Source organism: Desulfitobacterium sp. LBE, from assembly GCF_007830365.1.
GTDB lineage: Bacteria > Bacillota > Desulfitobacteriia > Desulfitobacteriales > Desulfitobacteriaceae > Desulfitobacterium > Desulfitobacterium hafniense.
This window is the reverse complement of record NZ_VLKD01000001.1, coordinates 2,069,213-2,089,258: the sequence shown is the minus strand read 5'-3', so window position 1 is coordinate 2,089,258 and position 20,046 is coordinate 2,069,213. Positions and strand designations below refer to the sequence as shown.

The 20,046-nt window shown below is 47.5% G+C and carries 18 protein-coding genes and 2 riboswitches; all 18 genes read left to right on the top strand.

Going from position 1 to position 20,046, the window contains the following annotated elements; translation table 11 throughout:
• The first annotated feature begins 120 nt into the window (after positions 1–120).
• The 18 genes from DESLBE_RS09910 (at position 121) to moaC (ending at position 20,033) form a co-directional block, all read left to right on the top strand.
• Entirely contained in the window at positions 121–477 is a 357-nt protein-coding gene (locus tag DESLBE_RS09910) for a hypothetical protein (protein ID WP_005817362.1), read from the top strand.
• Between the two features lie 50 nt (positions 478–527).
• Positions 528–1,331: an ATP-dependent sacrificial sulfur transferase LarE gene (gene larE / locus DESLBE_RS09905; RefSeq protein WP_144676520.1), complete on the top strand. Its 804-nt coding sequence runs from the start codon at positions 528–530 to the stop codon at positions 1,329–1,331.
• A 109-nt stretch (positions 1,332–1,440) separates the two neighbouring features.
• A riboswitch (SAM riboswitch) is annotated at positions 1,441–1,542 on the top strand.
• A gap of 106 nt (positions 1,543–1,648) precedes the next feature.
• Entirely contained in the window at positions 1,649–2,677 is a 1,029-nt protein-coding gene (locus DESLBE_RS09900; RefSeq protein ID WP_144676518.1) for a homoserine dehydrogenase, read from the top strand.
• 347 nt (positions 2,678–3,024) lie between these two features.
• On the top strand, positions 3,025–3,729 hold the full coding sequence (locus DESLBE_RS09895; protein ID WP_243131281.1) for a DUF4652 domain-containing protein: 705 nt from the start codon (positions 3,025–3,027) through the stop codon (positions 3,727–3,729).
• A 168-nt stretch (positions 3,730–3,897) separates the two neighbouring features.
• Entirely contained in the window at positions 3,898–6,063 is a 2,166-nt protein-coding gene (locus DESLBE_RS09890) for a Tex family protein (RefSeq protein ID WP_015943401.1), read from the top strand.
• 52 nt (positions 6,064–6,115) lie between these two features.
• On the top strand, positions 6,116–7,285 hold the full coding sequence (locus tag DESLBE_RS09885) for an amidohydrolase (protein WP_144676514.1): 1,170 nt from the start codon (positions 6,116–6,118) through the stop codon (positions 7,283–7,285).
• 105 nt (positions 7,286–7,390) lie between these two features.
• Positions 7,391–7,894, top strand: coding sequence for a tRNA (adenosine(37)-N6)-threonylcarbamoyltransferase complex ATPase subunit type 1 TsaE (gene tsaE / locus DESLBE_RS09880; protein WP_005817350.1), 504 nt, complete (start codon positions 7,391–7,393; stop codon positions 7,892–7,894).
• Between the two features lie 8 nt (positions 7,895–7,902).
• The gene (gene tsaB / locus DESLBE_RS09875) at positions 7,903–8,619 is read left to right on the top strand and encodes a tRNA (adenosine(37)-N6)-threonylcarbamoyltransferase complex dimerization subunit type 1 TsaB (protein ID WP_005817349.1); all 717 of its coding nucleotides are present in this window, start codon (positions 7,903–7,905) and stop codon (positions 8,617–8,619) included.
• The gene (gene rimI / locus DESLBE_RS09870) at positions 8,616–9,062 is read left to right on the top strand and encodes a ribosomal protein S18-alanine N-acetyltransferase (RefSeq protein ID WP_005817348.1); all 447 of its coding nucleotides are present in this window, start codon (positions 8,616–8,618) and stop codon (positions 9,060–9,062) included. The genes tsaB and rimI overlap by 4 nt, the downstream gene beginning before the upstream one ends.
• A gap of 29 nt (positions 9,063–9,091) precedes the next feature.
• On the top strand, positions 9,092–10,111 hold the full coding sequence (gene tsaD / locus DESLBE_RS09865) for a tRNA (adenosine(37)-N6)-threonylcarbamoyltransferase complex transferase subunit TsaD (RefSeq protein WP_015943403.1): 1,020 nt from the start codon (positions 9,092–9,094) through the stop codon (positions 10,109–10,111).
• A 532-nt stretch (positions 10,112–10,643) separates the two neighbouring features.
• The gene (locus DESLBE_RS09860) at positions 10,644–11,570 is read left to right on the top strand and encodes a lysine exporter LysO family protein (RefSeq protein WP_005817344.1); all 927 of its coding nucleotides are present in this window, start codon (positions 10,644–10,646) and stop codon (positions 11,568–11,570) included.
• A 143-nt stretch (positions 11,571–11,713) separates the two neighbouring features.
• Entirely contained in the window at positions 11,714–12,316 is a 603-nt protein-coding gene (locus tag DESLBE_RS09855; protein ID WP_005817342.1) for a 5-formyltetrahydrofolate cyclo-ligase, read from the top strand.
• A 28-nt stretch (positions 12,317–12,344) separates the two neighbouring features.
• Entirely contained in the window at positions 12,345–12,827 is a 483-nt protein-coding gene (gene nuoE, locus DESLBE_RS09850) for an NADH-quinone oxidoreductase subunit NuoE (RefSeq protein ID WP_144676512.1), read from the top strand.
• Between the two features lie 11 nt (positions 12,828–12,838).
• Entirely contained in the window at positions 12,839–14,632 is a 1,794-nt protein-coding gene (nuoF, locus tag DESLBE_RS09845; RefSeq protein ID WP_005817338.1) for an NADH-quinone oxidoreductase subunit NuoF, read from the top strand.
• A 17-nt stretch (positions 14,633–14,649) separates the two neighbouring features.
• Positions 14,650–17,331 carry a formate dehydrogenase subunit alpha gene (gene fdhF / locus DESLBE_RS09840; RefSeq protein WP_144676510.1) on the top strand — a complete coding sequence of 894 codons (2,682 nt, stop codon included), beginning with the start codon at positions 14,650–14,652 and terminating at the stop codon, positions 17,329–17,331.
• A gap of 214 nt (positions 17,332–17,545) precedes the next feature.
• The gene (locus DESLBE_RS09835) at positions 17,546–18,169 is read left to right on the top strand and encodes a molybdenum cofactor guanylyltransferase (RefSeq protein WP_144676508.1); all 624 of its coding nucleotides are present in this window, start codon (positions 17,546–17,548) and stop codon (positions 18,167–18,169) included.
• Between the two features lie 199 nt (positions 18,170–18,368).
• Positions 18,369–18,495: riboswitch (molybdenum cofactor riboswitch) on the top strand.
• 72 nt (positions 18,496–18,567) lie between these two features.
• The gene (moaA, locus tag DESLBE_RS09830; protein WP_144676506.1) at positions 18,568–19,539 is read left to right on the top strand and encodes a GTP 3',8-cyclase MoaA; all 972 of its coding nucleotides are present in this window, start codon (positions 18,568–18,570) and stop codon (positions 19,537–19,539) included.
• 2 nt (positions 19,540–19,541) lie between these two features.
• Positions 19,542–20,033, top strand: a complete 492-nt coding sequence (gene moaC / locus DESLBE_RS09825) for a cyclic pyranopterin monophosphate synthase MoaC (protein WP_026184117.1) — start codon at positions 19,542–19,544, stop codon at positions 20,031–20,033.
• The last annotated feature ends 13 nt before the right edge of the window (positions 20,034–20,046 follow it).

Genomic DNA, 20,046 nt, shown 5'->3' with positions numbered 1-20,046 from the left:
TTCTATGCTTTTTGAGAATACCTTAGTTAAGCGGAGCTAAGCAGGAATCCAGCCTTGAACTGTTTACACTGGGAACAAGATTGGTGAGTAACTGATTAATTTAACTCGCGGAGGGGAGCTATGACAATAGAGGGAATCCTTGTATATTCGATATTACTTTTCATTATTATATTTCTTGCCGTAAGGCTGGCTATACAGCCATTGATCAAAAACGCCAATAACGTTGCGGTTAATGAGGAAGGCGAGTTAAGCTTGGTTAAGTTGCAAGCTATCGGTGTGCTGGATAATCATGAGTTAGAAGAAGTCATACAGTTTTACAATCAAAAGAAGGTTTCAAGTAAAAAGATGAAAGAATTAGAACGCTATACGAAAGTGCTTTCGGAATTAGTCAGGCAAGGAATCTTGACTCAAGAGGAATATTCTCGAAAAATGGAGAAACTGAGAAACTACTATTTTAGCGATAATTCTAAAGCATAATCGATTGAAGCGTGAAAGTTAATTAAGCTTGAGTAATCTGGAGGTAAATCATGCAGGCAAAGCTGAATCACTTAAAGCAAATTATCAAAGAAATGGAAGCGGTTGTGGTGGCTTTTTCGGGTGGGGTGGACAGCACCTTTCTCTTAAAAGTAGCTCATGAAACCTTGGGGGATCACTGTCTTGCTGTCATCGGTGCTTCGGAAACTATGCCTTCAGCCGATTATAACAATGCTTTGCAGCAGGCCAAAGAGTTTGGGGCAAAGTTTTTGGTCATCGAAACTGAAGAAATGGGCAAAGAGGAGTTTGTAAAGAACGCCCAGAATCGTTGTTTTCATTGTAAAAATGAGCTGTTTACAAAGCTGTTAGGCATTGCCCAAGAGAAGAAGATCAATTGGGTTCTTGACGGGAGCAATGCCGACGATCTTAAGGATTACCGCCCCGGCATGCAGGCAGCCAGAGCTTTGGGGATCAGGAGTCCGCTGCAGGAAGCGGGCTTAAACAAAGAAGAGATTCGTCAATTGTCCAAGAAGATGGGACTTTCAACTTGGGATAAGCCCTCCAGCCCTTGTCTATCTTCTCGCTTTCCCTACGGAGAGGAGATCACGATCGAAAAGCTTCGGCGCGTAGAGCAAGCGGAAGCTTTACTTAAAGAACTGGGATTTGCAAATTTAAGAGTGCGTTATCATCAGGATATGGCCCGATTGGAAATTCCTAAAAAGGATTTTTTAAAACTTATGGAATTGGACCACGATACTATTGTCAAGCCCCTCAAGGAATTAGGGTTTACCTATGTTACTCTGGATTTAGAGGGTTTTCGAAGCGGCAGTCTAAACGAAGGAATACAAATTCTGTAGCACTGCTTCAGAGTTCTATAGTGAAGGGATTACATTATTCTGTAATATATCAATCTGCTCTATTGACATTACTTTGTTTACTGTCATATAATAATGAAAAATTGAATACTTCTCATCCAGAGTGGTGGAGGGACTGGCCCGATGAAACCCGGCAACCGGCCTATATGGCAGTGGTGCTAATTCCAGCAGGATTATTCCTGGAAGATGAGCAAAATATGACACATAAGCTCTTCCTGGAATAGGGAAGGGCTTTTTATATGCTCTTGCCATAATATTGCAGGCAACGTCAAGGACCGATGAAGGGGAGGAACAAAGAGATGAAGGAAAATACAGTGAATATTGGTCTATTAGGGTGTGGGAATGTGGGCCAAGGGGTGATAAAAGGAATACTGCTCCATTCAAACAAGATTCTTCGCAAACTGGGGGCCACATTGGTTGTAAGCAAGGCCCTTGTTCAAGATATAAGTAAAGAGCGGGCGATTGAGGGTGTTGTTCTAACCCAGAAACCCCAGGATATTCTCGATGACCCGGAGATTGAGGTAGTAGTGGAAGTTATGGGTGGTGAGCATCCCACTTATTCCTTTATCAAAGAGGCGCTGGCTAAAGGAAAGCATGTAGTGACAGCCAATAAGCTCTTACTGGCTCTTCATGGCGCGGAGTTGCAAGAAATAGCCCAGCGTAAAGGAATCTGCCTGCTTTATGAAGGGAGCGTCTTAGGAGGGATTCCGATCCTTAGAACCATTCAATATGGGCTGGCCGGAGACCAGGTGAAGAAAATTTGTGGCATTTTAAATGGGACCACTAATTATATTCTGACTCAAATGGCGGAGTCTGGAAAAGGCTATGAGGAGGCATTGCGCGAAGCGCAAGAGGCTGGTTATGCGGAAAGTGATCCGACTATGGATGTAACCGGTTTGGACGCGGCGTGTAAACTTGTTATTCTCTGCCGGGAATGCTTTGAGCTGAATATTCCTCTTGAAGAGGTGGAGATTAATGGAATCCAAAGGCTGACGCCGGAAGAGGTCGCGGAGCAAAAAGAACAGGGGCGGGTGCCTAAATTAGTTGCCGAGGCAGCCATCATTGAGCACTCTTCGTCAGAGCCGGAAAAAAAACGGGAAGGAATTATGGCTAAAGTGGGTGTGCAGTGGTTATCGGGGGAAGCAATTCTCAGTCACGTCTCCGGTGTGGATAATGGCTTATCACTGGAAACGCAGTTGGTGGGTGATCTTTTTTGGAAGGGGCCTGGCGCTGGTGGATTGGCCACAGGGGGAGCCGTTTTGTCCGATATTGTTGAGATCGCGAAGAAAGTAGTTGTAGAGCGCAGCATAGGAAATGCTGCTCGTTAAGTAAAGCAGGCTCAATGTTGAGTTTCTTAAAATGTATAGTGGAATTAAAGCGAACTGGTTCAGGCCGGTTCGCTTTTTGATGATTTCCTTTTTATCGGCACGATTCCTAAAGCAATTTGGCATATCCTTGCTAAAAGAAGGATTGAGAAACAGCAACAGAGAATCAATTCTAAGAATATGGTAAATAATGGTATGGTGTAATTCGATTAGAAACAGATTAAGGAGGGAGCGTTATCAAGAAACGAAGAATTATTCGCGGCACCCTTTTTTTCCTGGGGGTGGTATTCTGTATCTTGTTCTTGAATTTTGATATCTTTCCTTTAAGTGCTTCTTTTAGGGAGCCCGGTGTGGAGGAACCGACTTACTCGGCAATGCTGGTCACCGATCCCGAACAAACGCCGCAGCAAAGAATCCAACAGCAAAGAGCCAATTATGCTGCTTATGTTAAGAAAGTAAAGACCGCTGCAGCTAACCCAAGTGAAACTGATCGGGGAGCAGTGAAGGAAGAGACTCCGCAACCGGTAACTACCGAGCAATCAGGGCAGCTTTTTCGTGTGACTACCAATCCCTATGTCCCGGCCTTTATTCTCCAAGGAAATTATGTGGTTCATGGCAGTTCGCCCAATAAGCAATTTACAGCTTATATCTACCCGGATGAATGGGAAACCATTGGAGATATTTATATCAAAGATAATGTAAGCAATCGTTGGACTCGGCTGCAGATCAATCAGGAGAACCGGATAAAAATGTGGAATTCTTTTGCACCTGAAGGAAAATATACTCCGAAAAAGAAGATCTTATGGCTTAATGATCAAGAGTTTATTACCATTATCGGCTTGGCCTATGGGACGATTGCCAAGGGTGGAGAGCTGGTAAAGGTTACACCGGCCACTGGTGAAGCGGAAACACTTTATCCGGCATATCAAAAGCTCAACCAAGAAGTTATTGATTTTGAACAGGTGGAAGAAGAGCTGATTATCACTATAGATCACTTAGATGCCAATGGGTTCTGTCTGGAAAAGGAGGAGATGAGAGTTCCCCTGTTTGATTGAGATACATCATCTCAGCAGGATATTGTTTATAAAAGAAATCACTTCCTCTCAGGATAGTTTTAAGCAGGTCTCTAGTGGGCTTGCTTTTCACTTTCCCTATCTTTCTTTAACTTTTTGGGAAAAGAATGGTATAATAAAAAATTGAGAACTATCAGGAGGGATTATCCTTTGGAATTTGCGGAAAGTATCGCGCAAGAACTTAGCTTGCGTGCCCATCAGGTCAAAGAAGCCATTCAACTCTTGGATGCGGGGAATACCATTCCTTTTATTGCACGTTATCGTAAGGAAGCCACCGGAGAGTTGGATGAGAACGCCCTGCGCAGTATCGTAGAGCGTTTGGAATATCTAAGGAACTTAAAGCAACGGAAAAGTGAAGTCCTGCGGTTGATTGAAGAGCAAGGCAAACTCACAGATGAGTTAGCAGAGCAGATTCAGAACGCTTCAATTCTCCAAGAGGTGGAAGACCTCTATCGGCCCTACAAACAGAAAAGGCGTACACGGGCTACTATAGCTAAGGAGAAGGGACTTGAACCCTTAGCTCTATGGATATTGGAGCAATATCCCAAGGCCCAGCCTTTAGAGGAAGCTCAAAAGTATATTAACCCTGAACTGGGTGTCGAAACCTCAGAAGAAGCAATCTCTGGGGCTTCGGATATTCTTGCGGAAATGATTTCTGATGATGCCGCCATGCGCAAGAGAATCCGGGAAGCAACCTTTCGTTTTGGCGATATTGCAGCTTCGGCCAAAAAGGCTGAGGAACGCTCTCCTTATGAGATGTACTATGATTACCGGGAACCTGTGAAAAAGCTGCCCCCTCACCGTATCCTGGCTCTCAATCGCGGTGAGAAGGAAGAGGTTCTCAGCGTTAAAGTGGATGTTCCTACAGAGCGTATGCTTGCTCTGCTCGAGCAGGCTTATGTGAAGCATGGACCCGCAGCGGAGATTGTTCGTAATGCTGCAGATGATTCTTATAAACGTTTAATAGCCCCTTCTATTGAGAGGGAAATCCGGGGAGCTCTGACTGAGAAGGCGGAGGAGCAAGCCATCAAGGTTTTTGCTGAGAATTTGAAACAGCTTCTGCTCCAACCTCCGGTACGGGGGAAAGTTGTACTGGGATTGGACCCGGGCTTTCGGACAGGGTGTAAATTTGCTGTAGTGGATGATACCGGAAAACTGTTTCATGTCGGTGTTATTTACCCTCATCCCCCTCAAAACAAGCGGGAAGAAGCGAAGAAGGTACTTAGAGATACTATTGCTAAATATCAAGTGGAGGTTATCGCCATTGGCAATGGCACAGCATCTCGTGAGACTGAGGAAGTCACTGCTGAGATGATTCGGGAAAGTGACCTGGCTTCGGAATATATCATCGTCAGTGAAGCCGGAGCCTCCGTATACTCTGCTTCTAAACTGGCTGGAGAAGAGTTTCCGGATTTTGATCTTTCTTTGCGCAGTGCTGTCTCCATTGCCCGGCGTTTGCAGGATCCTTTAGCTGAGCTGGTTAAGATCGAACCCAAAGCCGTGGGTGTCGGGCAATATCAGCATGATGTTCAGCCTAAGCGCTTGGAGGAATCCTTGCATGGTGTCGTTGAATCCGCCGTTAATGCTGTAGGTGTGGATTTGAATACGGCCTCGCCTTCCCTCCTTCAATATGTGGCCGGGCTTAAACCGACCATTGCCAAAAATATTGTGGCTTTTCGGGAAAGTAATGGGAAGTTCCAAAAACGGGAGCAGCTGAAAAAGGTTCCCCGTCTTGGGGAGCAGACCTTTGTGCAGTGCGCCGGCTTTATTCGTATTCCTGAAGGGGCCAACCCTCTGGAAAATACACCGGTTCATCCGGAATCCTATGAGCTGGCTCAAAATATCCTGCATAAGGCAGGATTCACTATCATGGATCTAAAAGAACGTCCTAATGAAGTACGGCTGGGGATTGCCCGGTTAAATCCTGAGGAATGTGCTCGGGAGTTCAGTGCCGGAGTTCCTACAGTCAAAGATATTCTTGCCGCTCTGCAACGCCCTGGCCGGGATCCCCGGGAGGATCTGCCCAGGCCGAAATTGCGTCAGGATGTTACCCATCTGGAGGATTTAAAAACGGGAATGATTCTGGAAGGAACTGTGAGAAATATTGTTGATTTTGGAGCTTTTATTGATATAGGGGTCAAACACGACGGTTTGGTGCATATATCTCAAATCAGCGAGAAGTTTATTAAGCATCCTATGGAAGTGCTTTCCGTGGGAGACATCGTTAAAGTCCGTGTTCTAGGCATCGATACCGCCCGTGAGCGAGTCAGTCTCTCCATGAAGGAGATTGCAGCGGACGCCATGGTATCCATATAGCCCTGTCTATAAGAACAAGCTAAAAGCAATACTGTTTATAACGGAGGTAATCATGAAAGCAAAGACTAGCCTTTTTATCCGTGATGGTCTGATCAAGACCATGAAGGGTCAGGAATTCATTGGCAGCATCCTGGTGGAAGGCACACAGATAAAAGCTCTTGGGGAGAATCTGGTTGCTCCTGAGGGAGCGGAGATTATTGAAGCCCATGGGAAGTTGATTTTACCCGGCTTTATTGACGCCCATTGTCATGTGGGGCTGGGAGAGGAGATCTACCAAAACGAAGGGGATGATCTCAACGAAATGACCGATCCGGTTACCCCTGAGCTTCGTGCTATCGATGGCATCAATCCGGAGGATGAAGGTTTACGGGATGCTCGTTTAGGAGGAGTTACGGTTGTGTTCTCCACACCGGGCAGCGGCAACGTTATTGGTGGGACAGGTGTCGTGTTGAAAACAGTCGGCAAAGTCGTGGATAAGATGATTGTACGGGAGCCGGCAGGGCTGAAGGTGGCCTTTGGAGAGAATCCCAAAATGGTCTATGGTGGGGAACAAAAGAAAATGCCTATGACCCGTATGGCTACTGCCGCCCTGCTTCGTCAAGCGCTGGTGGATGCTGAGACTTATCTGGAAAAGTTAGAACAAGGCATCGAGGACCCGGAAAAGGTACCTGAGCGGGATCTGGGGATGGAAAGTTTAATCCGGGTGATTAAACGTGAGATTCCTCTGCGGGCCCATGCTCACCGGGCCGATGATATTATGACGGCTATCCGCATTGCTAAAGAATTCAATGTGGATCTGGTTATTGAACATTGTACCGAAGGACATAAGATTGCTGAGGAAATCGCCGAGTATGGATATCCTGCCGTTGTGGGTCCTTCACTGGTCAACCGGGCTAAGGTGGAATTGAAAGATAAGTCTTTTGAGACCCCCCATGTCCTGACACAAGCAGGTGTTAAGGTGGCTATTATTACAGACCATCCGGTGACTCCGATTGAACAGCTGTCCCTTTGTGCAGCGCTGGTGGCACGGGCCGGAATGGATGAAGAAGAGGCTTTAAAGGCCATTACAATTAACCCGGCGGAAATTTTGGGTGTGGATCATCGCTTAGGGTCTTTGGAAGTGGGTAAAGATGCGGATATCGTGATTTGGAGTGAACATCCTTTTGTCTTAAAGTCACGCCCGGAAACGGTGATTATCAACGGTAAGGTGATCACGGATTAGCTTTCCGAATGATTGAGAAAAGGCCGGAAACTTTGGGAATTAAGGATACGTAAATAGACATTATAGTTAGAATTCAGAGCGAATGATTAAAGGAAGGAAGTCAGGATGGAGCTGGAAGTTCAAAGCTTAAGTGCAGATTATACTCATGCCCTGGGCTACAATTTAGGAAAAGTGCTTCGTGGTGGAGATGTGGTGTGTCTTGCCGGCGATCTGGGGGCGGGAAAAACTGCCTTAGCAAAAGGAATTGGGGAAGCCCTGGCGGTACAGGAACCCATGACCAGCCCAACCTTTACCTTCCAGATTGAGTATTCAGGGATGGCTCAGGATAGTCCCGTGCGGCTGATCCATATGGATTTATATCGTTTGCGTTATCCGGAAGAGGTAGAGATAATCGGGGTAGAAGATGCTTTTCAAGAGGATGCTATCTGCTTGATTGAATGGCCGGGAATTGCGGAGGATATCCTGCCCGATGATTCATTAGCAATCCGGATTGAAGGATCAGGTGAGGAGCCGCGCTTAATCGGCTTTTCTTCCCAAGCGGAAGCCTGGGCAGAACGGCTCAAAGATATTATCACAGAAATAAATCTTGTTAATCCTTTCGAATACTAGGAGGAACGATGAAGTATCTCACCATCGATACAACCACCAAAGTCACAGCTTTAGCTCTGGCGGATGACGGGCAGCTGGTGGCGGAAGGTTTTTTGCATACATCCAAAACCCATTCGGAGAGGTTGATTCCTGTACTGGATCAAGTCCTGGAGGCATCGGCCTGGAAGCTCCAGGATCTTGATTTTATTGGTGTGGTGCGAGGACCGGGTTCTTTCACAGGAATCCGTATTGGGATTGCCACAGCTCAGGGGTTGGCGCAAGTGCTTAAGCTTCCCTTAATAGGTGTGCTTTCCTTGGATTCCTTGGCTTGGGCCGGACATAGCCGAAAGGAAGAGATCGTACCGATTCTTGATGCCCGCAAGAATGAATGGTATACAGCTCAGTACCGATGGTCGGAAAGGGAGGAAATCCCCATACGAAGCCGAGAGCCTTTCGCGGTAGAGCCGGCACTTTGGCTTAAGGAATTGGCGGAACAAGGCAAGCCCATTGTTTTTGTCGGTGACGCTGTTTCCCGTTATCAAGAGAAGATCAAGGCCATCCTGGGGGATAAGGCAGTGCTTCTCCCGGATTATTTAGCTTTGCCGCGGGGAGCGTATACTGTTCGGTGTGTCTGGAATGAATGGCAGAAGGGAAGCCAGGAAAAGCTTGTGGAACCGTATTATATTCGGTTATCGGAAGCTGAGACCAATTGGGCTAAGAAAGAGGAGGCGCAAAAGGGGAAATGATGATTCGCCCCATGCAAGAGAGTGATTTATCCACAATTCTGGAGATAGAGCATGCCTGCTTTCCGGCGCCTTGGGCTCCCCAGTCTTTTGTCAGCGAATTGAGAGATAATGAATATGCGCGGTACTTTTGTCTGGAACACGAGGGCAATATCATTGGCTATATGGGGCTCTGGTTTATCCTCGAGGAAGGACATATTACCAACGTAGCTGTAGCGCCGGGGTATCAGGGGATGGGCGGTGGAGAGTTTCTGATGCGCTCTGTGATCGATTTGATGGTTAAGGAAGGTATGGAACGTATGACCCTTGAGGTACGAGCTTCCAATACCTCCGCCCAAAGATTGTACGAACGTCTTGGCTTTGTGACAGCGGGAGTTCGTAAAGGCTATTATTCAGATAATCGTGAAGATGCCCTCATTATGTGGCTTGACATAGGCAAAGACTAGAGAAGCAGGCTGATATCAGGAGGTTGCCGGTGAACAATAAAGATATTAATATACTTGGAATTGAGACAAGCTGTGACGAGACCTCAGCTGCTGTGCTTCGCAATGGCTGTGAGCTGCTCAGTCATATTATTTCATCACAGATAAAGACCCATCAAAAATATGGCGGAGTTGTGCCGGAAGTGGCCTCTCGGGAGCATATCCTGCATTTGCAAAGTGTTGTGGAGCAGGCTTTGCAAGAGGCAAAGATGGGGTTTGGCGATTTGGCGGGAATTGCCGTAACCTATGGACCGGGGCTTGTGGGCTCTCTCCTGGTAGGGGTGGCAGGAGCAAAGGCGATGGCTTATGGGGCAGGGATTCCGCTGCTGGGAGTTAATCATTTGGAAGGACATATCTATGCGAACTTTCTTCATAATCCGGGGCTGAAGTTTCCTTTGCTGGCTCTCCTTGTCTCGGGAGGGCATTCCCATTTGGTCTATTTTGAAGGACATGGAAAATACCAGGTTCTTGGGCAGACTCGGGATGATGCTGCCGGAGAGGCTTTGGATAAGGTGGCCCGGACCTTAGGGCTGGGTTATCCGGGTGGACCATATATTCAGAAGGCTGCCCTTGAAGGGAATCCACATGCCTACGAATTTCCCAGGGCAATGCTTGAGCCCGGCAGTCTGGACTTCAGCTTCAGCGGCGTGAAGTCGGCGGTGCTCAATACCTTGAATTCGGCACGAATGAAGGGCGAGACCGTAAATGTTGCCGATGTGGCGGCTTCTTTTCAGGAGGCCATCGTCGATGTCTTGGTGCGTAAGACCTTGCTGGCCTTGGCTAGGACAAAAGCTCCCACTCTGGTTCTGGCCGGGGGAGTAGCAGCTAATACTCTGCTAAGGGAACGCCTCACTGAGGCAACTCAAAAAAGAGGAATTGCTTTTAGTTACCCGCCCCCAATCCTCTGTACGGATAATGGGGCCATGATCGCGACTGCCGGATATTACCGTTATTTGGATAAGGATTATGCTCCTTGGAATTTGAATGCTATACCGGGACTGAATTTGGCTTAAAAGTATAGAAGAAAATTGGTTTAAACGCTGTCAGTAGGTTGACGAGGCTGCTGCAAATTTCCAAGCGCCTGGAAATTTGCAGCAGCCTCTATATGTAATGCGGGGGTCTCGCAACAGGTTAGGACAGTCGAAAAGGCACTATCGCACTAGTCGGTAGGACATTCGGGTAAGCAATTTTGCAAGGGATAATATGTTCTGTGGATAGTTAACTCTGTGGACAATGTGGATAACTCTGTGACTAACTGATATTGGCGGGCTGAGAGGTGTTGGATCTATGAGAGAGTATTGTCCATAATTACCCACAGATCCTGTGGATAATGTGGATAAGTTAGGAACAAGGGGTTTTTTAGGGGGATGGATATGGGGATAACTTTAAAAATAGAAAAGTATCACAAAGTGCTTTTCTTTTACCCTTTGTTCGAGATAAAATAGAAACATGTGTTTACAGAGTTTCATATACCATGAGGGAGAGCCCTTATAGATGATTGGAAGCTTTACTGGTTTATTTTATTTATAAGAACGGAGAACGAACATGTGGGTTTTATTTGTATGCCTCATAGCAGGAGCTTTTGTGGGATGGTTTCGTTTATTGCCTAAGGCTGTCTTGAATCAAGCGGGGCGGGGGATGATGATCGGGGTATTGATTCTCTTATTAACCATGGGTTTGCGTATTGGCGTTGATCAGGACACTCTCTCCCAGCTGGGGAACTTTGGGTTGCAGGCCTTTCTATTTGCCGTTGCGGCAATTATAGGCAGTGTAGTGGCTGTTCTGCTGTTGGAAAGAGCTTTCATCGGGAAAGCGGGCATGGTTCCACAGCAGGATAAGCTGGAAGTCGATAGCACCGAGACGACTCATCCCTACCGTATGACGTTTACAATTATTGGAGCGTTTATTGCAGGAGTTTTCGGAGGGATGATTTTTTTTCCTCAGGTATGGACGGTATATTTGCCCACCATTACGACCTTAGCCCTTGATTTTACTTTGGTTATGGTAGGTATTGATTTAGGGTTGAATCGCGATATTTGGAGACATATGCTCAAAGTCGGTTGGCAGGTGTTTTTAGCACCTGTGGGTGTGGTGCTCGGCAGTATTGCGGCGGCTATGCTGGTAGGTTTATGCTTTGGATGGAACCTTCGCGAAGGGGGAGCAGTTGGTGCCGGGTTTGGGTGGTACAGCTTATCCGGTGTTTTGATCTCTGACCTTCATTCAGTCTCCTTGGGTACAATCGCTTTTTTGAGCAATATATTCAGAGAGGTTTTAGCCATAATATTTGCCCCCTTTTTAGCCAGGAGAGTTGGGCCGCTGGCTCTTGTTGCTCCCAGTGGGGCAACAGCTATGGACTCCACACTTCCTCTCTTGGTGGCGGTGGGACCTAAAGGTGTCAGTATAGTAGCTATCATAAGCGGTCTTTCTTTATCTCTTTTAGTTCCTGTTTTGGTGCCTTTGGTTTTGGGTTAACCTTAATTAGCAAGCATAGTGAGCAGTTAAAGTATTTTTATCGAAGTTTGGAGAAGGAATATTTTAATCTTTGACGAATCCATTAGTAGGATTGACTGAATTTTCGATAAAATGGAAGAGCTGCTTTTGTTTTAGCAGGGGATATGAAGGAGGATGGAAAGGTGTCTGAGGAGAAGCGGTTATTGCGGGAACATGTACTGTCCCTGCGATCAGCGTTGACACCGGAAGAACGGGCTTCTAAAAGCCAAAGGATTCGGGCTATCGTGACTCAGACCCGTGAGTTTCAGGAAGCAGGCACTATCATGCTGTTTATGAATTTCCGTGATGAGGTAGAGACGACTGAGCTGGCCCAGAAGGTCCTGGACTTGGGGAAGCGGTTGGTATTGCCGCGATGTGCCCCTAAAGGGGTGCTTATACCGGCACTTATCGGAGATTTGGCAAAAGATATTGAGTCGGGAATGTGGGGGATCCGTGAGCCCAAAAAGCAAGAACTCACTGAGGTAGATCCTTTGGAGATCGACGGTATCTTTGTTCCTGGGGCCGCCTTTGATGGGCAGGGAAATCGCCTTGGCTATGGGGGCGGATATTATGATCGGTTTTTCGAAAGGGTAAGAGAAGGGACGCCTAAGATTGCTCTCGCTTTTCACTGCCAGATTGTGGACAGAATCCCAGTTGAAGTTTACGATAAGAAGGTAGATATGTTGATCACTGAACAAGGTGCCATGCGTTTTAAGGAAACGCTTTGAATTTAGTGGAAAAGGGAGGAGAACTATTTTGTGTGAGGAGTGTAAAGAGTTAGTTGATCCTAAAGAGGAGCAATTGGATCAGATATTAGCTCATCATAAGCGGGAGAAAGGGGCGCTTATTCCTGTTTTGCAGGAAGCGCAAGGGCTTTATGGGTATTTGCCTGAACATGTGATCAAGCACATCAGCAGGGGGCTGGGCATACCTTCAGCTAAGGTTTATGGAGTCGTTACATTTTATGCTCAATTTCGCCTTAACCCTATGGGGCGCAATGTGATTAGTGTCTGCTTAGGTACGGCCTGCCATGTTCGCGGAGGCGCTAAAGTTCTGGAAGCCATAGAGAAGGATACAAAGATTAAAGATGGGCAGACCACGGAAGACGGGCGCTTTACTTTAGAGATCGTCAACTGTATTGGAGCCTGTGGATTGGCTCCCGTTATGTCCATTAATGGGAATGTCCACGGAAGATTGAATGCAGATCAAATCCCAGGAATCCTGGCAGAGTATAAGTAGGGGGAATAGGGATGAACACAGAAGCTAAAAAACAGGTTTTTATCTGTGCAGGCACAGGCTGTATCTCTTCAGGAGCTAATACAATCATCGACTTAATGAACGTGGAGATAGAACGTCAAGGGTTAGCAAAAGATGTGGAGCTCATTGCCACGGGTTGCCGTGGTTTTTGTGAGCAAGGGCCGACTTTAGTTATTGAACCTGCCCAAAGATTCTACCGGAGAATTCAGCCGGAAGATATTCCGGAACTGGTAGAGAAGGAATTAGCTCAAGGGGAAAAAGTGGAGCGCCTGTTCTATGTGGATCCTCAGTCGGGGGAACCTGCTTTAAGTTATGAGGACATCAGCTTTTTTGCTAAGCAAACTCGTATTGCTCTTAAAAATTGTGGATTTATCGATCCCACCAAACTTGATGACTATCTGGCTCACAAAGGCTATGAAGGCTTGAAAAAAGCCCTTACGATGGCTCCGGAGGCCATTGTGGAGGAGGTCAAGGAATCCGGCTTGCGTGGCCGGGGAGGGGCCGGTTTCTCAACCGGTCTGAAATGGAGCTTATGCAGGGCTACCCCATCTGATAAAAAATATGTGATTTGCAACGCTGACGAAGGAGATCCGGGTGCGTTTATGGATCGCGGTCTTCTCGAGGGAGATCCTCACGCGATCATTGAAGGTATGCTGATCGGCGCTTATGCCATTGGTGCTGATGAGGGCTATGTTTATTGCCGAGCAGAGTACCCCCTGGCGATCAAGAACCTGCAAATTGCCATCAAACAAGCAGAAGAAGCGGGATTCTTAGGGAATAACATCCTGGGTTCCGGATTTAATTTTCATTTAAAAATCAACGCCGGAGCCGGAGCCTTTGTCTGCGGTGAGGAAACCGCTTTGATGGCATCTATCGAGGGCAAACGCGGTATGCCTCGTGTGCGGCCTCCTTTCCCGGCCCAAAGTGGATTATGGGGGAAGCCCACCAATATCAATAATGTTGAGACCTGGTCCAATATTCCTCATATCTTGAGAAACGGAGCCCAATGGTATGCCCAGTACGGAACGGAGAAGAGCAAGGGGACCAAGATTTTTGCTCTAACAGGTAAGGTTAACAACACAGGATTGGTTGAAGTTCCCATGGGAATGCCCTTAAGAGATATTATCTTCGATATCGGCGGCGGCATCAAAGATGGTAAAAAGTTCAAAGCGGTTCAAATCGGCGGCCCCTCGGGGGGATGCCTGCCGGAAGATATGCTGGATCTCCCTGTAGATTATGATACCTTAACTAAGGCCGGTGCTATGGTAGGTTCCGGTGGTCTGGTTATCATGGACGAAACCACTTGTATGGTGGATATTGCCCGCTTTTTCCTGAACTTTTCCCAGAGCGAGTCCTGCGGAAAATGTACCCCCTGCCGCGAAGGGAATAAACGGATGTGGGAGATTCTTGACCGCATCACCCGCGGTGAAGGCCGGGAGGATGATATTGAAAAACTGGAAACCCTGGCTTATACAGTTAAGGAAACTTCACTGTGCGGCTTAGGTCAGAATGCGCCCAACCCTATCCTGGCTACCTTAAAGTATTTCCGGGAAGAGTTCGAGGAGCATATCCACGCCAAAAAATGCCGGGCCGGAGTCTGCAGTGAACTTCTGACCTACTCTATCGATGCCGAAAAATGCAAAAAATGCGGACTATGTGCCAGAAATTGCCCGGCTAACTGTATCAGCGGCAATAAGAATACCCCCTATGTGATCGATGGGGAAAGATGTATCCGCTGTGGAAGTTGTATGGATTCCTGCAAATTTGGCGCGGTTATCCGGGCCTAGAAGGAGGAGTGGATTTAGTGGAATGGCTTAACTTAACTATTGACGAAAAAGAAGTTGTCGTACCCAAAGGGAGCACGGTCTTGGAAGCATGCCGTATGCACGATATTCCGATTCCAACCCTTTGCCAGGATCCGGAACTCACCAATGTCGGAGCTTGCCGTCTCTGTATTGTTGAGATCGCAGGTATGCGCAATCTGCCGCCTTCCTGCGTTACCCAGGTGACCCAGGGGATGGTTGTGAAGACCCAGACACCAAAGGTGCGCAAGTCCCGCAAGGTGATTCTGGAGCTCTTAGTGGCGAACCACCCTTTGGATTGCATGACCTGTCAGAAAATGGGAGACTGTGCGCTGGCTCAGTATGCCTATGAATATGGTGTGACTGGCGAAGATTACCGGGGAGAACGGCGTGAGCTGCCCCTTGATGACAGCAACCCCTTTATTCTCAGAGATCCGAATAAATGCATTCTCTGCGGCAAATGTGTGCGGGCCTGTGAAGAGATTCAGGGGCGAAGTGTGTTGGATTTCTTTAAACGGGGGTTTGACTCCCAGGTGGGACCGGCCTTTGATGTTCCTTATAGTGAATCGGAATGCGTTTTCTGCGGTTCCTGTGTTTCGGTTTGCCCAGTGGGAGCCTTGGTGGAGAAAAAGATGGTCGGCCAGGCTCGGGCCTGGAACATCGAAAAAGTACAGACCACCTGCCCTTTCTGCGGCACAGGCTGTAATTTTGACCTGAATGTCAGCAATGGCAAAGTGATCGGGGTAACCTCCAATCCGGAGTCACCGGTGAACGGTAAAGCCCTTTGTGTCAAGGGCCGTTTTGGCATGGATTTGATCCACAGCCCTCAGCGCCTGACCACTCCCTTGATTAAAAAGGATGGAGAATTCGTCCCGGCAGGCTGGGATGAAGCCCTTGATTTAATTGCCGCAAAGTTCTCCCAGATTAAAGAGGACTATGGACCGGATTCTTTTGCGGCACTCAGTTCGGCCCGCTGTACCAATGAAGAAAATTACCTGATGCAAAAATTTATGCGCGCAGTGATCGGAACCAATAATGTTGATCACTGCGCCCGTACCTGACACGCTCCCACTGTGGCAGGTCTTGCCACTTCATTTGGTTCAGGAGCGATGACTAATTCTATCAACGAAATCCCTAATGCCGAAGTCATGTTTGTGATTGGTTCCAATACTACAGAAGCCCATCCGATTATCGGCACCAAGATGAAGCAGGCTCTGGCCCGGGGAGCCAAGCTTATTGTAGCTGATCCGCGGGAGATCGAACTGGCCAGGGATGCTCATATCTGGATGAGATTGAAACCAGGTACGGATATTGCCCTGATCAACGGGATCATGAACATCATTGTCGAGAACGGCTGGGAGGATCGTGCCTTTATTGAGGAGCGAACCGAAGGCTATCAGGAACTCCGGGAAAATCTCAAGAAATTCCCGCCGGAAGAAGTCAGCAAAATCACTGGAGTTCCCGTGGAGCTGATGGCAGAAGCTGCCCGTCTCTACACCAGTGTGGAGCGAGCTCAGATTTTCTACACCCTGGGAATCACGGAACATGTTTGTGGTACGGATAATGTTATGTCCCTGGCCAATCTGGCCATGCTGACCGGAAATATCGGCAAAGAAAGCTCCGGGGTCAACCCGCTGCGGGGGCAGAACAATGTGCAGGGAGCTTGCGACATGGGAGCTCTGCCCAATGTTTACCCCGGCTATCAGAGTGTTACCAACCCAGAGGCACGGGCTAAGTTTGAAGAGGCCTGGGGAGTTTCCCTTAATCCCAATCAGGGCTTCATGATTCCGGATATGTTTGATTCAGCGGTCAAGAAGGAATTGCGGGCCATGTATATCATGGGCGAAGATCCTGTACTGACCGATGCCGATGCCAATCATGTGCGTAAAGGCCTGAAGGCCTTGGACTTCCTGGTTGTTCAGAACATCTTTATGTCTGAGACTGCCGAATTGGCCGATGTTATTTTACCGGGGGCCAGCTTTGCGGAAAAGGACGGTACTTTCACCAATACCGAGCGTCGGGTACAACGGGTTAACCGGGCGATTAAGCCGATCGCCAATACGAAGGCGGACTGGGAAATCATTTGCGAGCTTGCCAACCGGATGGGGTACTCGATGGCTTACCCATCGCCTGCAGAGATCATGCTGGAGGTTGCCTCCTTGGCACCGCAGTTTGCTGGTGTTACCTATGAGCGTCTGGGCAAAAAAGGCCTGCAATGGCCGGTTCCCCACGCCGAGCATCCGGGCACGAAGTTCCTGCACCAAGGGAAATTTACCCGCGGCAAAGGCGTGTTCACGGTGATTGAGCATCAACTGCCGGATGAGCTGCCCGATGAAGAGTACCCATTCCTGCTGACCACGGGTCGCAAGCTGCAGCATTATAACATCTCCACCCGTTTCTCGGCGGCGCTGGATGAGCATGCCCCCGAGGAATTGGCTGAGCTTAATCCTAAGGACGCCCGGCGATTGGGGATTCAGGATGGTGAGAAAATCAAGGTAGTTTCCCGCCGCGGTGAGGTAGTGACCAAGGTTTGGGTAACCAAACGAGTTCCGCCAGGGGTGCTCTTTATGACCCTGCACTATAGGGAGTCACCGACCAATGTCTTAACCAATGGGGCGTATGATAAAGTAACCAAGACCTACGAATATAAGGTCTGTGGTGTGCGTGTGGAAGCTTTGAAGTAATTTAAGCGCAGTTGGCCTATCCTCGAAGTGGATAAGAATAGGAGAGTGCCTGGCTATATCCAGTATATAGCGTAGGGCACTCTCTTTTTGTTACAGAAAAAAGGCAGCAATGGTTAAAACCTTCTAGAGCTCCACCCTAGGCATGTTTTCGCTATCTGTGTTACAATATAAGACAAAAGCTTAAACGTTGATAGAGATAAGGGAGACATAGGATATGGGTGCTGATTATGGACAAACCCTTCTGCCGATGACCGGGATTATTCTGGCCGGTGGGAAAAGTTCCCGCATGGGTTGCAACAAGGCTTTTATTGAATGGGATGGGGCACCGCTTATCGAACACAGCTTAGCTGTCTTCAATGCGGTTTTTGCGGAAGTGATGATTAGCAGCAATCATCCGGAGCTTTACGCTGACTATGGAGTAAAGGTGATCAAGGATAATTATCCGGATCATGGGCCATTAGGTGGACTGGAAGCATGCCTGCGGGAAGCCCGTTATGATTATGCATTTTTTGCTGCTTGCGATATGCCTTTTTTGAATACAGAGGTGATTCGATTTATGGCTGAAGAAATTAAAGGCGAGGATATTTTAGTCCCCGAGATTGAGGGTGTAGTTCACCCTCTTCATGCTTTTTACCACAAGAATTGCCTCCCCTTGCTTGCCGAGAGCTTAAAGGCAAAGCATCTTAAACTGACAAAACTTGTTCAGCAATACAGCAGAGTGCGTTATCTAAGGGAGAAGGATTTCCGGGATTTTCCCGCAATACATCTTTTTTTAAGCAATATGAATACCCCTCAGGAGTGCCTGGAGCTGCGGCAACACAATAGTCATAGTATTTAATGCTGTAAAAAGAACATTCTTTATTATTTTTAATGGAAAAAATGTTATTTATCTGGAATATATTAAGAAATATTAATAAGGATTAAGAAATATTATTGCTTTGAACTCTTTTGGCAATCTCCAAAATGGTGTATACTACAAGTAGTTACATTCATTCTGCTATAATTATTTTGAAACATGGAATAATGAGCAAATAGAATATGTTTATGTGCTCCGAAACTGGAAACCTAAAGTTAGCTATGGTTTACCAGTCGTGCATTCTGCACCGGGTATTATTGGAAACAGTAATGCCTCCCATTTGGAAAGGAGTCTGTAGGGTATGCGGGAGCTCCGCGGTTTTACAGACCGTGGGGCTTATTTATTTTGTGGAATAATGAACGTGAAGGTGAGGGGAATCTATGCAAGATCAATATCGGCGCCAGATCGAATACCTGAGGATTTCCATTACAGATCGCTGCAATTTACGATGTAAATATTGCATGCCCGCTGAAGGAGTCCAATGGATTCCTCATGAGCGCATCTTAACCTATGAGGAAATATTGCGTGTCATGCGGATTAGCACCACATTGGGCTTTAGACGGTTCCGCATCACCGGCGGGGAACCCTTAATCAGGGCCGGAGTTCTGGAATTTTTGCAGAATGCCTCGCAAATTCCAGGAGTGGAAGATTTGATGCTGACCACCAATGGGATACTTCTTGCGGACATGGCGGAAGATCTGAAAAAGGCGGGAGTTAATCGGGTCAATATAAGCCTGGATACTTTCAATGAAGATAGGTTCCGGGAACTTACCCGTGGTGGGGATATTAAGAAAGTCTTTCAGGGAATACACCGCTCTCTCGAAGTAGGGCTGCATCCGGTTAAACTCAATGTGGTGGTGGTTCGTGATTTCAATAGCCATGAGCTGCCCCGTTTTATGGAATTAGCTCGTGACTATCCACTTCATGTTCGCTTTATCGAATTGATGCCTATCGGGATCAGCTCGGATAAACGCAGTGATTTTGTATCTATCGATGAGATGAAAGCGATACTGGGTTTAGAAGGCCTTAAAGCCACTCACGATATTCAAGGAGGAGGTCCTGCGGAATATATCACTTCAGAGGGTTTTAAGGGCAGTGTGGGCTTTATCAGCGCTATCAGCAAGCATTTCTGCAGCACTTGCAATCGAATTCGCCTGACGCCTGACGGGAAGCTGCGCCTGTGCTTACACAGTTCCAAAGAAGTGGATTTTCGTGCAGTGCTTCGCTCCAACAAGAGTGATGACGAGGTCAGGGATGTTTTTGCCCAGGCGATTTGGAATAAGCCGGCTGAACATCATATGAATGATCAGGCCTGGCAGGATCAACGGATTATGTCCCAGATTGGAGGATAATTATGGAACTGACACATTTTGATGAAGAAGGCCGGGCACGTATGGTGGATGTCTCGGATAAGGCGGAGACGACCCGGGTGGCTACGGCCCGGGGTAAGGTGGAAATGCAGGCGGAGACTTTGGAGAGGATTCGCTCAGGACAGATTGCCAAAGGGGATGTGTTGGCGGTGGCCCAGGTCGCGGGAATCATGGCAGCCAAACAAACTTCAAATGTGATTCCTATGTGTCACCCTCTGGCTATTACCGGAGCAAAGCTGAATTTCGAAATTGTCCCTCCCGGAACCATAGAAATCGAAGGAATTGTCAAAGTCACGGGTAAAACCGGGGTTGAGATGGAAGCGCTTACGGCTGTCAGTGTTGCTGCCTTAACTATTTATGATATGTGCAAGGCTATCGACAAGACCATGGTCATCGGCGATATCCGGCTTATGGAAAAAACCGGCGGCAAGAGCGGGCATTTTATTCGCGAAGATCACTTAAAGGGCACAACTTAATAGATAAATTCGA